General features: G+C 57.8%; 17 protein-coding genes. 7 read left to right on the top strand and 10 right to left on the bottom strand.

Features of this window, described 5'->3' with window-relative positions:
• Positions 1-94: 94 nt before the first annotated feature.
• The 6 genes from PGB28_RS11640 (at position 95) to PGB28_RS11615 (ending at position 5,018) form a co-directional block, all read left to right on the top strand.
• Positions 95-484 carry a DUF3768 domain-containing protein gene (locus PGB28_RS11640; RefSeq protein WP_271421691.1) on the top strand — a complete coding sequence of 130 codons (390 nt, stop codon included), beginning with the start codon at positions 95-97 and terminating at the stop codon, positions 482-484.
• Positions 485-639: 155 nt separating this feature from the next.
• Positions 640-2,622, top strand: a complete 1,983-nt coding sequence (locus tag PGB28_RS11635) for a ParB/RepB/Spo0J family partition protein (RefSeq protein WP_271421690.1) — start codon at positions 640-642, stop codon at positions 2,620-2,622.
• A gap of 76 nt (positions 2,623-2,698) precedes the next feature.
• Positions 2,699-3,292 carry a regulator gene (locus PGB28_RS11630; RefSeq protein ID WP_090525080.1) on the top strand — a complete coding sequence of 198 codons (594 nt, stop codon included), beginning with the start codon at positions 2,699-2,701 and terminating at the stop codon, positions 3,290-3,292.
• 103 nt (positions 3,293-3,395) lie between these two features.
• Positions 3,396-4,049, top strand: coding sequence for a DUF6927 domain-containing protein (locus tag PGB28_RS11625; protein WP_271421689.1), 654 nt, complete (start codon positions 3,396-3,398; stop codon positions 4,047-4,049).
• 127 nt (positions 4,050-4,176) lie between these two features.
• A complete protein-coding gene (locus PGB28_RS11620; RefSeq protein WP_271421688.1) occupies positions 4,177-4,503 on the top strand; it encodes a type II toxin-antitoxin system PrlF family antitoxin in 327 nt (108 codons plus the stop codon).
• Positions 4,500-5,018: a type II toxin-antitoxin system YhaV family toxin gene (locus tag PGB28_RS11615; RefSeq protein ID WP_271421687.1), complete on the top strand. Its 519-nt coding sequence runs from the start codon at positions 4,500-4,502 to the stop codon at positions 5,016-5,018. Before PGB28_RS11620 ends, PGB28_RS11615 begins: the two co-directional genes overlap by 4 nt.
• 247 nt (positions 5,019-5,265) lie before the next feature.
• Here PGB28_RS11615 and PGB28_RS11610 read toward each other — a convergent pair whose 3' ends face one another.
• The 8 genes from PGB28_RS11610 to PGB28_RS11580 form a co-directional block, all read right to left on the bottom strand.
• Positions 5,266-6,090: a carbohydrate ABC transporter permease gene (locus tag PGB28_RS11610; protein WP_271421686.1), complete on the bottom strand. Its 825-nt coding sequence runs from the start codon at positions 6,088-6,090 to the stop codon at positions 5,266-5,268.
• 120 nt (positions 6,091-6,210) lie between these two features.
• Positions 6,211-7,011, bottom strand: a complete 801-nt coding sequence (locus PGB28_RS11605; protein ID WP_271421685.1) for a MurR/RpiR family transcriptional regulator — start codon at positions 7,009-7,011, stop codon at positions 6,211-6,213.
• A 344-nt stretch (positions 7,012-7,355) separates the two neighbouring features.
• Positions 7,356-7,763, bottom strand: a complete 408-nt coding sequence (locus PGB28_RS11600; RefSeq protein WP_271421684.1) for a GFA family protein — start codon at positions 7,761-7,763, stop codon at positions 7,356-7,358.
• 287 nt (positions 7,764-8,050) lie between these two features.
• On the bottom strand, positions 8,051-8,665 hold the full coding sequence (locus PGB28_RS11595; protein ID WP_271421683.1) for a transmembrane anchor protein: 615 nt from the start codon (positions 8,663-8,665) through the stop codon (positions 8,051-8,053).
• A gap of 11 nt (positions 8,666-8,676) precedes the next feature.
• Complete coding sequence (locus PGB28_RS11590; protein ID WP_271421794.1) at positions 8,677-9,363, bottom strand: HupE/UreJ family protein; 687 nt, start codon at positions 9,361-9,363, stop codon at positions 8,677-8,679.
• A gap of 87 nt (positions 9,364-9,450) precedes the next feature.
• Entirely contained in the window at positions 9,451-9,804 is a 354-nt protein-coding gene (locus PGB28_RS11585) for a hypothetical protein (protein ID WP_271421682.1), read from the bottom strand.
• 291 nt (positions 9,805-10,095) lie between these two features.
• On the bottom strand, positions 10,096-10,515 hold the full coding sequence (locus PGB28_RS21320) for a GFA family protein (RefSeq protein WP_456300295.1): 420 nt from the start codon (positions 10,513-10,515) through the stop codon (positions 10,096-10,098).
• Between the two features lie 114 nt (positions 10,516-10,629).
• Complete coding sequence (locus tag PGB28_RS11580; protein ID WP_271421681.1) at positions 10,630-11,574, bottom strand: aminotransferase class IV; 945 nt, start codon at positions 11,572-11,574, stop codon at positions 10,630-10,632.
• A 210-nt stretch (positions 11,575-11,784) separates the two neighbouring features.
• Here PGB28_RS11580 and PGB28_RS11575 point away from each other — a divergent pair, with 210 nt between their 5' ends.
• The gene (locus PGB28_RS11575; protein WP_271421680.1) at positions 11,785-12,330 is read left to right on the top strand and encodes a YdeI/OmpD-associated family protein; all 546 of its coding nucleotides are present in this window, start codon (positions 11,785-11,787) and stop codon (positions 12,328-12,330) included.
• A gap of 113 nt (positions 12,331-12,443) precedes the next feature.
• Here the strand turns inward: PGB28_RS11575 and PGB28_RS11570 are convergent, their stop codons facing one another.
• Together PGB28_RS11570 and PGB28_RS11565 are read right to left on the bottom strand one after the other, a co-directional pair.
• The gene (locus tag PGB28_RS11570) at positions 12,444-12,782 is read right to left on the bottom strand and encodes a hypothetical protein (protein WP_271421679.1); all 339 of its coding nucleotides are present in this window, start codon (positions 12,780-12,782) and stop codon (positions 12,444-12,446) included.
• A gap of 470 nt (positions 12,783-13,252) precedes the next feature.
• Complete coding sequence (locus tag PGB28_RS11565; protein WP_271421678.1) at positions 13,253-14,239, bottom strand: 2-hydroxyacid dehydrogenase; 987 nt, start codon at positions 14,237-14,239, stop codon at positions 13,253-13,255.
• Positions 14,240-14,335: the final 96 nt, after the last annotated feature.

Genomic DNA, 14,335 nt, shown 5'->3' with positions numbered 1-14,335 from the left:
GCCGGGTAGTTTTTTTCTGGGTTTCTCCTCCGCCAGGCGGAAAAGAAAAAGCGGGCTTTGAGAAGGGTGTTTCAACTTCTCAAAGGAGATCCCCATGTCCATGACCGTTCAACCCCAGCCAGACCGTCCGGATCCGAGTGTGATCGCGGCGCAGAATGACGCGTTTCGCAAGCTCGCGTGCCTTGGAGTGCCGCCCGCGCAGCCCATCCAGGGCCGCATGCATGTCACCCGCTCGCTTATGGAGGCCAGCGACGGCTTCATGGCCGAGGCGGTGAAGGCCACCGGTGAGTTTGCTACGTTCGAGCCTGAGAATGACCCGGAAGGCTGGCACGATTTCGGGGCAGTCGAGATCCGGAGCGAGACCGTGTTCTGGAAAATCGATCTCTATGAGGCGGATTCGGACTTCCGCTACGGGGCCGAGACCCCGGACAACCCCACGACCACCATGCGCGTGCTGACCATCATGCTGGCGCGCGACTGGTAGAAGGGCAGGGGACTCCTCCCCCTGACATCTGAGACGATGAAGGCCCGCTGCCCCTCAAAAAGGCAAAGCGGGCCTTTTGTCGTGGTGATCCCTGAAGCCGGGGATTGGTTACGCGCGCGCGCGGGCCACACCTCACCCACCTGGAAGGATATCCCATGACCACAAGCTTTGCCCCTCTAACCGTCGCCATCGGCGATCTGGTCCCGCATCCCGCCAATGTGCGCAGCAACTCTCCAGAAACCTATGATCCTGAGAACATCGCGCATCTGAAGGCCAGCATCGCTGTGCTGGGCCTCCTGCAGCCGCTCCTCGTCCAGAAGCTTGACGGCAAATACGCTGTCCTCGCCGGTGGCCGGCGCCATGCAGCCCTGAAGGAGCTGATCGCTGACAAGGCCAGCAAGGGGTTCACGGCGAAAACCAAGATCGACTGCCGCCTTGTGCCGGAAGACTGCGACGTCACCACGGCCCTGTCGCTGGCCGAGAACATCACCCAGGCCTCCATGAACGCGATTGACGAGTTCGAGGCTTTCGCCCGGATGATGGAGGTCGACGGCCAGACGCCCGAGACCATCGCCAAGACCTTCGGCACCACGGTGGCGGCCGTAAAAGGCCGGTTGCGTTATGGCCTGATCCACCCCGACATCCGCGCTGCGGCTCGGGGCAAGGTGATTACGCTCGACACGATGAAGGCCTTCGCCGAGCACCCGAGCCAGGAGGCGCAGCGCGAGGTTTTCGAGGCGCTCACGAAGGACGGCGGCTATCTGCAGGCCTATACCGTCCGTCAGGCGCTCAAATCCCGCGGGGTGCAGGTTAGCGACGACATCGGGGCTTTCGTGCGCGAAGACTACGAGGCACGCGGTGGCGCCGTCGCGGCTGACCTTCTGGAAGAGCATTCCGTGCTCGAGGATGCGGCGCTGGTCGAGACCATCCTGCTTGAGAAGCTCGGTGCAGCCGCCGAGGACGCCCGTATGAGGCTGGGCTTTGCCTGGGCCGATGCGTTGGTCCGCTATGATTACGCGACCATGGCCGACTACGGCCGCGTCTATCCCGGTCCGATCGAGCCCGATGAGGCCGCCCAGAAGCGCATCGACGAGATCACCGCCGAGCTTGAGCAACTGCAACTCGAGATGGAAGATGAGGGGCTCGATGACGGTGCCTACAACGCTCTCTACGACCGCGTGGACGCACTGGAAGAGGAATGCCGCGACCTGCAGGAGGCCTATAGCACCGAGGACCTGGCGCGCGCCGGGGTTGTCGCCTCGTGGTCGAATGGGAAGGTGACGCTCCATATTGGCCTCGTGCGCCCGGAGGACACCGCGAAAGAGGAAGGCGTGCGCGGCGCCTCGAGTAATCCGACAGGGGAGGGGGCCTCGGACTCCAGCGAAATCACTTATCCGGCCTCGCTGGCCGAGGATCTCAAGACCGAGCGGGCCATGGCACTGGGGGCCGCGATGGCGCTGCATCCGGAAGCCACGCTCGATCTCACGCTCTTCAAGCTGGTGGGCGACGTTCTGGCCAGCGGAATGAGTGTCACGCAGGCGATCAAGATCGATGCCCGCAAGGAATACCGCAGCCATGCCAAGATGGACGAGATCGACGCAACCTCGCTCGAGCAGGTGGCGGCAGCGCATGATGCGCTTGATCTCTCGTGGCTCGATGACACCCGCGCGCCCGCCGATCAGTTCGCGGCGTTTCGCGCGCTGGAGGCCGGCGAGAAGGCGAAGCTCGTCGCCTATGCCACGGCCAGCACCACGCAGTCCTGCTTCGCGCGGGACCGGCAACGCGACAGCCTGATGCATGCGTTCGAGATCGAGATCATGCCCGACATCCGCGCCCACTGGACGCCGAACGCGGCGCTCTTCAATCGCTTTAAAAAGGCGTGGCTCCTGAAGATCCTCGGCGAGGATCTGGGTCTCGCCCAGGAGGCGGTGACGCTGGCCTCGTCGAGCAAGAAGGAGATCGTCGCCTTTTGTGACAAGCTCTTCGCCGAGCCCTTCGCCACGCTCACGGACGCGCAGCGCGCTGCCGTGGCCGCCTGGTGCCCGCCCATGATGCAGACCAACAGTGTCGCCTGTGATGAGGCGGAGCCCGCTGCGGAAACCCCCGAGCCTGACAGCGAGGTCGCGCAAGCGGCCTGAGTCCTCACGCGACCCGCGCGTGGACCACGCCGCCCGCGCGGGTCGACCCTCCCACACCCAACGGAAAGACATCCCCATGGCTATTCTCAAGTTCTCTGCGTCCGCTGTTGCGGCGCAGATCGCCCATGCACGCGCCTGCAAAACCTTCCTGCCCAACTGGAACGGGCCCGTGGACAGGCCCGCCCTGATCCTCATCGTCGGCAATGGTGTGCATCTGCGCTCGAACGGCATCGATGGCACGACCACCCGTATCGTTACCACCGAGCAGGCCGATCCCTCCTTCGCCTTCGCCGACGGCATGAACCCGTTTCGGGACACCGACTGGATGGCGCAGCGCCGCATGGCGTTTCGCGATCTGACCGGCCAGTTCTACACTGACATCCTGGATGACGTGCAGGTGCTCATCGACCGGGGGCGGGGTGCGATCCGGCTCGCCACCGATGGCCACAGCATCCGCGTCTTTGTGCGCCGGGCCTCGGACTATCTCATCGGCGGGACCTACGAGGTGCCCTCGGGCCTCGGCGGCACCTTCCGGGTCATCCTCAAGGATGCCTGCGACACCTTCGCGATCGTGCAGAACTGCGGCAATTGCGAGGATTTCGACGCCATGCAGCCCTACCGCGTGCCGCTCGATGCGCTGATGGAACTCGATGACCGAAGGGTGGCGTAACGCGCCCTTTATCAAACACGCATCGCCAATACCCTGCCGGGCCTGCGGCCCTCTCGGGACATTGGCGACAACAATTTTCCCAAACGAGAGAAAGGACTCTGAAATGGGTTGGCTTTTCTACACCGACGGCCGCGTCCAGACCTACGCGGATGAGAAAGCGGAGATTGCCCGGCTCTGCACCTTCGAGAGCGAAAGGCGCAAGACGGAACTGGTCAAGGCCTGCAAGGTCGGTTCCACCTGGTATGCAGCGGCTAGGGTTACCAATCGCGACGGCACCCCTGTCGAAGACACGACCTATGTCACCGATGCGGATGGCTCCATCACTTTCGGGGCTGTCTTCCTCACCCGATACGATGACGGCTGCTGGGGCTACAAGGACATGGAGGAAAGTGCTGGCCCGAACGAGTCTCGTGCTCCGCTTGGGCTGATCGAGCTCCTCTCCGACCTGAAAAACCCGGACAGCTACGCCCAGGACTGGCGTCAGCGCTGCCGGGATTGGGCATCGATTCCAGACTACGAGGAAGGCGACAAGATCAAGCTCGCCACCCCTGTGACGCTCACCGATGGCAGCACCTGCCAGATCGTCACTGCGACGCACTACAGGCGGGGGCGGCAAAAACGCCGCTGCTACCGCATCGAGGAAACCGGTGGGCTCGTACGCCTGTCGAAGGCCTCGCTTGCGGGCTCGGAGCTGCTGAGCTCCGCAAAGGGCGCGGCCAGTCCGGTGCTGGCGGAGTATCTCGCGGGGCGAAATTAGGTGCTGCGCCGGACGGTTGATCGACCTGCCCGGCGACAGCAGATCCTGCGGCTTGTCTTGACAAGGCAATGCAAATGCATTACCTATCGCGGGCAGCAAAGACCCCCCTTTCTTTCAGGAGACGGCCATGACAGCGCTCGCACAAGATGTCTCGAAACTCACGGATCGGTATCAGACGACCGTGCCGGCGGGTGTGCGCAAGCAGCTCAAGCTGGGCAAGGGCGACCGGATTCGCTACTGCACCGAGCCGAGTGGCAGGGTCTATATCGAGCCCGTGCGCAGCGACGAGGAAGATCCCGTGCTCGGAGCCTTTCTCGATTTTGTCGAAGCCGATATCAAGGCGCATCCGGACCGCATTCGGGCGTTCGATGGGGCTTTGCATGACCGTCTTGCAGCACTGGTCGGAGACGTTGACGTCGATCTCGATGCGCCGCTTTCGCTTGAGGATGAATGAGCGGCGATAGCGTGCCCGCCCAAGCGCCCCTTGTCGTAAACGGATGGTCGATTTATGCGCATCCTCTCTTTCTGGACCAGCTCGAAGGGCTGATCCTGGAGGTCGAAGCGCGTAAGGCACGCGATCCCAAGATCTGGCGCAAGAAAAATTCCACGAAACGGCTGGCCGCCATCTTCAAGCTGGTCACCGAGGCCATACCGACGGATCCGGGTGCCGCCGCCTTCCGGCAAGGCGGCACACTCGGCGATCACCGCAAGCACTGGTTCCGGGCGAAATTCTTCCAGCAGTATCGGCTGTTCTATCGGTTCAACAGCGATGCGAAGGTCATCGTGGTGGCTTGGGTGAACGACGAAAAGACCCTGCGCGCCTACGGCAGTAAGACGGATGCCTATGCGACGTTCAAAGGGATGTTGGAATATGGCAATCCACCTGACAATTTCGACGCGCTCTTGAAAGAAGCTGCAGCGGCGGGCAAGCGGTTCGAGACGTCCCTTGAAGCAGCGCCCGATCGGTAAGTGGGGTCGAATGCCCGAAGGGGCGGAATCCCACGCTAAGGCTGCCAGTGAGTGGGCATTATGCGTTTCAATCTGCCGTCACCCTTGGGCCAAGTGAAATAGGCGACATTGGTGTGTCATATGGCTGGTACGAAGAAATTCTCAGAAGTCCCACCATATCCGTACACCTGCCGTTCGCTGCGTCGTGTACGAACTGGTAAGATGCGGGACTTTGCTGCCGTCCCCCCAAAAAGTAGCAACGTCCGCTTTACCTGATCGCACCAAACGTCAGCCCGCGAACTATTTGCATCTGACAGAGCCATCCCAGAACCATGATCGGGAGTATTGCGACCACCGACGCGGCGCTGATCTGTGCCCAGTATGGGCTGTTTGAATAGCTGGCGAGAAAGGCCGACATCGTTCCTGCTTCCGAGGCTGTGAAGTTCAAAACCCAAAATGACTCATTCCAGGAGAGTATGACGGCCAACGCAAACGTGGACATGATTGCTGGCCATGACAGCGGCATCAAAATGAGAGCGATTTCTTTCAGAGGGCTTGCCCCGTCCATTCTTGCGGCCTCCAGTATCTCCAACGGGATGTCTCGGAAGAACGAAAAGAGCATCCAGATGACAATCGGAAGGTTGATGAGCATCAGGATGCACCCCAGCCCGAACCTCGTGTCGAGCAATCCCAGATTGATCGTGATGAGGAATACGGGCATCAAGAGTGCGACCGCTGGGATCATCTTCGTCGCGAGCATTCCAAGAAGAATTGCTTTGGTCCAATTTGATGGGGTGAAAGCCATCGACCATGCGGCTGGTATCGCGACAAGCAGGGCGGCAATGGTCGATCCGAGAGAAATCATAATGGAGTTTAGTAGATATCGTCGGATGTCAATCCCGTCCCAAAGGGTTCGATAAGCATCCATCGTCCATTCAAAGTTCAGAAAAACCGGTGGAGAGGCCAACACGTCTGAGTGTGATTTGAAGCTTGTCAGGATGATCCAAAGGACCGGAAAGAAGATGATCCCACCAACAGTCCAGCCGATGATCGTGAACAGCAGCTTGTGGGTCTTGGGGACCGCTCTTGCCATAATCGTTGACTCTCCACGATACAGGAGGACACCGGGACCGCTGTCGCTGAATCACTCCATAATCTCTACAATAGTGGAGTTTTGCACCATTCACAAATTGGGGCTGGAGTTGGATGTGGCCTACTGCTGAGCCAACTTCTCGATGCGCTGCGCCAGCGTTTCGATCACGAGCGTATTTCGGGCAACGACACCGAGGACATTGCCAGCCTTGTCAGCGCCTCCCGTCGTGCCGGTTTGCAGTAATGCGTCTGCTTGATCGGCAAGTGCGCTCTTGGCGCGCGTGCTGATCCCAACAGAGAACAGTCCCTTCTCTCTGGCGTCGCGAAGAAAGGCGACGGCATGTGGCGTACTGCCCGAGTCACTGACAGCGACGGCCACGTCCTGTGCGTCCAGTTGGTCGGCCAACTCACGCAACAGGATCGGATCGCGGATCGCAGTGGTAGCTATTCCTAACCTTAGAAGACGATACTCCAGAAGCTCACCGCACAGACCGGCTATCCCTGACCCGAAGACCCATGCGCGCCTTGATTGGATGACACGCTTCGCGACCTCTTCAAGAGGTCCAATGCCGATTAGCCTTGCTGTCTCAGCAGCATCCGCGCTGGTCGCAGAAGCCAACACGTTGGCAATTTGTTGAGGTTCGGCGGCGTCGCACTCGACTTGCAGCGGGGTGTGCGAAAGCTCGATGCTGAGAGCGGTCTTAAATTCACTGAACCCATCAAAACCGAGGGATTGGACAAGCCTGATAACACTGGCTTGTCCGCTGCCAGACTGTTCCGACAAGGCGGCGATTGACTGCGTTGTGACCTTCTCGGGGTTGGTCAGTACATACTGAGCGACGCGCCCTAGAGCCCTTGGGAGAGCTTCAAAACGATGGTGAAGTTCGTTCAAGATCGAACCGTTTATGCGCGGGACGTTCATTAGTCATGCCTGTTATGCTGCGCCCACATTTGTAAGGGCTAGCAGCGATTATGACAAATGCGGGTCTGTCGCGCGCCAGAGCAGACGTTGGCTGCGCTGCGGAACTATGGAAGTTTGGGCTCTCTCCTGCCGTTAGATCTACCGCAGCATATCGCTTGGCTGACCTGGCCGCCCCTGCCATGGACGGCCCAGAGCCGACATCCAGCGGTGGTTCCCAATGCTGCGGTCGCAGCCCGCATTGCCGACATTCGCTGCTGTCGCAAAATCGAGCGGATGGTAAGCTAACAATGCGGGACAAAGTGACCATTGCAGTTTGGTTAATCTTTCCCTGAACCGGACAATCTCTAGCCCTGATCGTCGCGTCTTGGGATGCTTGACAGATCCGACACCCAAGGCAGCGCTGAACTGCACCAGACCTGAAGTCTTGGCTTTAATTGCGCACGCTGCCGAATGGTGCCGACACGCAATCCGAAAAATGCTGAGGGATCGTCCTTGGTGCAGGCGTGAATTCTTGTCCCGCAATTCGGACAGAAGCTTAGGTGTCTGACACGCCCGCTTTCAGCAGTTTTCTCAAACTCTTGAAGAGCTCCGGTGAGTAATCGAAATTGTCCGTTCGTGATGCTGGCCACAACCCCATAAGCAGAGCCCGAATTCGTCTGGCAGTCTGAACAATGACAAATGGCGACTCTGTCTGGGTCTATTTCGGCCTCATACTTGATGTTCCCGCAAAGACAAGCGCCATCAACTTTCATTCTGAGGCCTTTCAACACATCTCGTGGCAATCAAGGCGTCCAGCATGTGACAATACCAATGAGCATGCAATGAGGTTGGCAGGTTTGGGCTCCTTGCTGCCCTTAGATCGTTCGCAGCATCTACACATGGTAGATCAAATTGGCTCGGCAAGGACGGCCCAATCCGGACATTGAACCGACTTTTGAGTTTCTGCAGTGCGGCCCGTCAGAGCTGCCATTCGCTGCACCTGCATGCCTGTCCGATCTCATGGGCCCGCCCTGCGACAGTGTGGGCCCACTTGCTCGGTTTACTCGTCCCGGACGATGGCGCTGTAGTCACCGCGCAGTTGCAATGTGACGGTCACCGCCTCGTCGTCGCGGTTGCGCCAAAACCAGCCGTGGTTGCCTGCAAATGGGGTTTCAAAACTGCCTTCGCCTTCAGTCTGGCCGCGGCCCTTCTCGTAGGTGACGTCTTGCCCCCCGGCGTGGGCATGAAGGTCGAAGTTCACCCGTCCGCCAGTAGACTTCCAAGCGTAGAAGAGCGTCGTTCCTTCCTCCATCGTTGCTTTGATCTCGGTGAACTCCCCGGGTTCGAGCGTAAATATGATCTCGTCCTGCCATGCCTCCTGCGCGTGGGCCGTCGAGACGAATAGGCTGAAGATGTCATCCATCAGCGACGAGGACTCGTCCGATCCGTGCAGTTCGGCATCTGCTGCGGCTTCCGCTGCGAGTTGCTGCTTGATTTCGCCCATCTCTGTCAGGCCGAGGATGGTGCCGATGCCAGTTGGGTCCTGACCAAGTTCGGCGGGCATGTAGACAGCTACGCCGATGAAGACGGCTCCGATGCCCGCAATGACAGAGGAGCGGCGAAGCTGCGCCTTGGTGGGCAGGTCTTCAAGCTTGGGTTTTGGTGCATTGTGCATGTTCTCATTCCTTATGTGCTGGCCAAGTACCCTGCGACCTGAACGTAGGTCAGCATGGCACCAAGACCGACCATGATCCAGTTGGCATAGGTGGCCTGTTGCATGAAGTTCGGGCTGCGCCGCCAGTATCCCATGACGATCAGGATGACGAAGAGCGCCAGTAGCTGGCCTACTTCGACCCCGACATTGAAGGCGAGAAGATTGGCCAACAGCCCATCTTCTGCGATCTCATATTCGAGGATCTTGGTCGCCAGGCCGGTACCGTGGAACAGGCCAAAGATCAGCGTGGCCCATTTGGTGTTGGGCTGGAAGCCAAACCATTTCTGGAACAGGCCGAGGTTATCAACCGCCTTGTAGACCACCGACAGTCCGATGATGGCGTCGATGATATAGGCGTTGATCCCCCAGCCGAACCACACGCCCAGAAGCATCGTGACCGAGTGCCCGATAGCGAACAGGCTGACGTAAACCGCCACATCCTTCATGTGATAGAGGAAGAACACGACGCCCAAGAGGAACAGGATATGGTCGTATCCCGTGATCATGTGCTTTGCGCCAAGGTAGATGAAGGGGATAATATGCACTCCCCAAATCTCTTGGATGTAACCCGCGTCACCGGGGGTGACGTCATGGGCAAGGGCGGCGCTTGTTGTGAGGGCAAGCACCGATAGAACGAGGATCGCTAAACGCAATGACATGCGCCCGACGCCCTCAGTGAGGGTCTTCATGGAGTTACTCCGCTTATGTTGTGACTGATCGTTTCTTCGCGGCTTGTGCCGCGCCGATCAGACGCGCGGAGGTCGGTCTATTCGGAAGTGTCGGGTCGCGCCGCTTGTTGATGCTATTCTCATCCAAGGTTCGCTTAACTCCGTAGACGGCTCTGAGCTTCGGCCAGGCGTTAGAAACGCCTGATTGTGATCGTGGTCTGTCACATCGTGGCTGTGCCCGTGCATCGCCCAGTAGAGGTCTTCTTCGAACCCATGCGAATGGCCGTGGGCTTCGACCATTTCCAGATGATCTTGGATCGTCTCGAAGACGGTCGGCGCATGGGTAAAGGACGGCATCACGGACCAGACGACCAGTGCCACGCAAGTCAGCATGGCAAAGAGGCGTTTCATGAGGTCGGTTGTGCCGGTCATAGGTTTACTGCTCTTGGCGGTCGAACACCGCTTTTGGCCGAAATTATCGGCAGATGCGCTGTCGAACAAGTGAGTGCAGAGCATTGCGCAGCCTCTCGCCGAATTCGCGGCCCATTGCCGACATCCAACCGCTGATCTCGATGCTGCGGTCGCAGCCCGCATTGCTGCCATTCGCTGCGGTAGCAAGGTATCGCTCCGTTCAAATTCACAGTCTGTTGGCCACGACCGAAGTCCAACAGGGACCGTCCTGCTACTGGTGCCCGACACGTGACTGCTTGGTTCTCGTTAGTCCTACTTGGGCGCTTGAATCGCTAGGACTTCCGCCGCGGTCATGCACTTCGTTAGCTCTGAGAACGAATAGTAAGAAGGCTTCTCGTCGACAAAGACTTGCAGCGCCATCCGGAACTGATCTTGGTTGTTAAAGATCCCCGCGGCCATCTGATAATTTGTTTGGCCGACTATGCGATAGAATAGGTTGGAACCGCATTCCCGACAAAACCCCCGTTCCGCCCAGTCCGACGAGCGAATCCGCCTAACAGAGCCCTCATCGTTGAATGCCACCTCGCCGCAATTGACACTCATAAACGGCCCTGACGACCAGCGGCGGCACATGTCGCAATGACATACTGCTACACGATTTCGGTTGGAGACAGCGCGCACTTGTACCGAGCCGCACATGCACTGACCCCTCAATTCGATATCTTCAGTCACGACTCTTCCTCTCAAAGTTTGGGCGCGATCTATCCTGTAGACTAATGTCGCCTTAGCATGGGCAGACAGTGTCTCCAGACGTTTCGTTCTCAAATGCCTGCCGGTACCAAGGTACTACGTCGTCGCGGGATACTCGACTAAAAGCCGATACTTATCGTCACGATGCATCCCCCAATACCTCTCAGTGATCTGCCCTGTTAGCGGCCCAGGTGATCCCCGCCCAATCGGCTCTGCATCAATCTTCGTGACTGGCATGACGCCTCCGGCCGTCGACGTCACAAACACTTCGTCAGCCTGCTTTAGCTTCGCAGGCGACAGGTCCCCTGCCAAACACGCGATCCCCAACGTGTGACAGATGTCGAATATCGTTTGGCGGGTAATGCCCCTTAAGACGCCATACTTCGGAGTCAGGATATTCCCATCCGTCACCGCGAAGATGTTGAACCCTGGACCTTCTGACACGTTGCCCTCCGCATCAACAAGCATGGCTGTGTCGGCGCCAACTTCAAAAGCCGCATAGAGCCCCTTCACCAAATCCAACCAATGATAGTTCTTGACTGTCGGATCGACAGACTCGGGCGGAATGCGTTGAAGCGGTGTGATGGACGCGTGCAACCCGCGTTTCATCTGCTGTGGATTGGCCACGGAACCAAACGGTATGGCGAATGCGATAAAGCGGTTGACGGCATCACGGGGATCACGGCTGAAGGTCGGCGACGTCCCGCGCGTACAAATGAACTCGACATAGGCGTTCTTGAGGCCGGAAAGCGCGACGCAGTTGCGCAAGATATCTGTGACCTGCTTCTTGTTATAAGGGATCGACATATGCAGCTTGTCCAGACCAGTGAAGAACCGATCAAGATGGTCATCCAACCGGAAAAAGGCTCCCTCCCAGACGTGGACCACATCATAGGTCGCGTCCGAGTGAAGGAACCCATAGTCAAGCACGGAGATCTTTGCTTCGCTGATCGGCAAATACTGCCCATCCAAGTATGCCACGCCAGGCGGAAACCGTGCAATGTCGGTATGACGATCAGAAAGTGTAGGAAGACTACGCATACCAGAATGAGTACTCGTTTTGCGGGGTCAAACCAATGGCTCTGGCGAACAGAAAGTTCCGAGCGGCCCTATGCGGCCTTTGACCGACTTTTCAAGATGCTGCGGTTGCAGCCCGCATAGCAGACCTTTGCTGGAGACGGCTTCTAGGCGTTAGAGACACCTCTATTAGGTCACGCTAGACTCTCGATGAGCCGCCCCTATTTGTGACCTATGGAAGATTTGGAAGTTACAACATCGGCTCAACTTTGGGCCTGGTTGGCTGAAAACCACGCGCTGGACGATAGCATTCGACTGGTCACGTGGAAGGCTGCACATCCTCAGAAATACGTCGGCCGGGAAGACGTGCTAGATGCACTCATTGCGCACGGCTGGATCGACGGTAGGCGATTTGTTGTGGATGACAATCGAACAGCCCAATTGATTTCGCGTCGCAAGCAACAGGCCTGGTCAAAGACTTACAAAGACAGAGTAGAGCGTTTGCGTCGAGAAGGTCGTATGCATCCGGCTGGCGAGGAAATGGTTGCTATTGGTAGGGCATCTGGGCTTTGGTCATTTTTTGACGATGTTGACGCGCTGATTGTTCCAAAAGACCTTGCTAAGGATTTGGATGAAGACCATTGGGACGCTTTCGCACCTTCATATAGGCGTAACGTACTGCGCTGGATCAAGATCGCGAAAACGCCTCCGACACGGGCTACGCGTATCGCGAAAGTTGTTGAGGCAACGCGAGACAATCGCAAACTACCTCAGATGTAGCTTATGCTTTCGCACACGGCCCAGAGCAGACTCTCGACCCGCATTCCGGATGCTGCGGTCGCAGCCCGCTTTGCGGTCATTCGCTGCGAGAGCAAAATCGGGCGGTGGTCGAACTAGCGCTCTGCGGACTTTGCTGACATTGGATTTTCGATCTTCGCTATCGCAGCATCTCCTTGCCATCCCAAAGCGATGGTTTCTGCAGCGCAGCGCATTTTCCGTTTCTGGTCATTCTTTGCCGCGCAAAACGGTGAAGTTCCAGTAGCCTTTTCTCTGAGGTCAGCGTTGATAGATGAACCACTGGCAAGTCGGTCGTTGATTGATTGCCAGCAAAGTCCAATCTGCAGCGCTTCAAGTGACTCTGCTAGAGCGAGAAGAGAGGTTCCCCTAGTTTTCAAGACACGTGACTTTAACAGTTTCTGCCGTTTGATTGCGAAGCCAACAGGCGACAGCATGTCGTTTTGGTGTGCTTGCGTTATGGTTCTCAGGACATCTTAACGAACTCACACACGTCCCATCTGGCATGGTCGCGGATCTCCAATGGGAGCATCTCATATGTCGTTGTCCTCATCCACGGACATGTTTCTTTTGAGCAATCGGGTTTCCGGGGCGGGGTCCGCAACCCCCTCCTTTAGCGCCGTCGCTTCGGACCGCGATGCTCTCTTCACCACGCAAACCCACCAGCGTCATGCAGACCACCCAATAAGGCCCACAGGTGCTGATCCGGGACAAATGGGGTTCTTTGCACTTGAGTAGCGTTGGAGCCGACCGCTTTCTGCAGCACTCCTGATGTGCAGCACTTGGTCCGAGAGATTTGTTCGGATGGCTATGAGGAATCGACCTGCATAAATGGTACTTTCACGCCTATGTCTAAGAAGCGTCGGGCCCCAGACGAAATAGTATTTGGGGGGGCAATCCGCTTATCCTAGACCATTGATGGGATCACCTGATCAGGTGGGCGGTGGCCATCGTGGAAGGTCTTTATGTTCAGAACTACCCGCTCACCCATTTCAAGCCGTCCTTCAACAGTAGCCGATCCCATATGCGGCATCAGGACGACACTGCCGCGCGGTTTGAGGTCGGGGTTTGCAGCACTTCTGTGTTCAAAAACATCCAATCCCGCCCCGGCGATCGCGCCCCTGCTGATCATTCGTGTAAGCGCGCCTTCATCAATGAGTTCTCCGCGCGATGTGTTTACAATCACCGCATCTGGTTTCATCAATCTTAGCCGCCTAGCGTTCATCAAGTGGTAGGATTCGGTTGTGTATGGGCAGTTGATGCTGATCACGTCCATACCAGCGATCATATCATCGAGGTCTTCCCAATAATTCGCACCAATGCCCTCCTCGACCACCGGACGAAGTCGTTGACGGTCATGATAATGTATCTGCATGCTAAAGGCGCGCGCGCGGGTCGCGACGGCTTGCCCAATCCGGCCCATGCCAATGATTCCGAGCCGTCGGCCCGTGATACGCCGTCCTAACAAGTCGGTCGGGGACCAGCCTTGCCAATCTCCTGACTGCATTTTGGCCAATCCATCTGGTAGGCGGCGCGTTACTGCCAATATCAGAGCCATTGTCATGTCTGCCGTATCGTCCGTCAGCACGTCGGGGGTGTTGGAGACAAGAATACCGTTTTGCCGCGCAGTGTGGACATCAATATGATCGATCCCGGCACCATAGTTCGCGATCAATTTCAACCGTTCGGCTGCTTGCCCGATCAGACCGGAATTGATCCGATCATTCAGCGTGGGCACCAGAACGTCACAGGTCTGCACGGCCTCAACCAATTCGGTACGCGTCATCGGCTCATCAGAGTCGCGCAATGTGACATCAAAAAACTCAGCCAATCTCTTTTCAACTGGCTTGGGCAGGCGGCGCGTAACAATGACCTTTAGTCGTGGGCGTGACATTCGTGTGTTCCTTGATCTTTTGAAATTGGCGTAGCTCTGCTAGCAATGTGCAGGGAGGCGTTAACTTGGCTTGCCGTGCAGGCCTTCGACGGGTAG

It is taken from the genome of Primorskyibacter aestuariivivens, assembly GCF_028023675.1.
GTDB classification, from domain to species: domain Bacteria; phylum Pseudomonadota; class Alphaproteobacteria; order Rhodobacterales; family Rhodobacteraceae; genus Marinovum; species Marinovum aestuariivivens.
The sequence above is the reverse complement of the archived record's forward strand: the minus strand, read 5'-3'. Positions and strand labels throughout refer to the sequence as shown.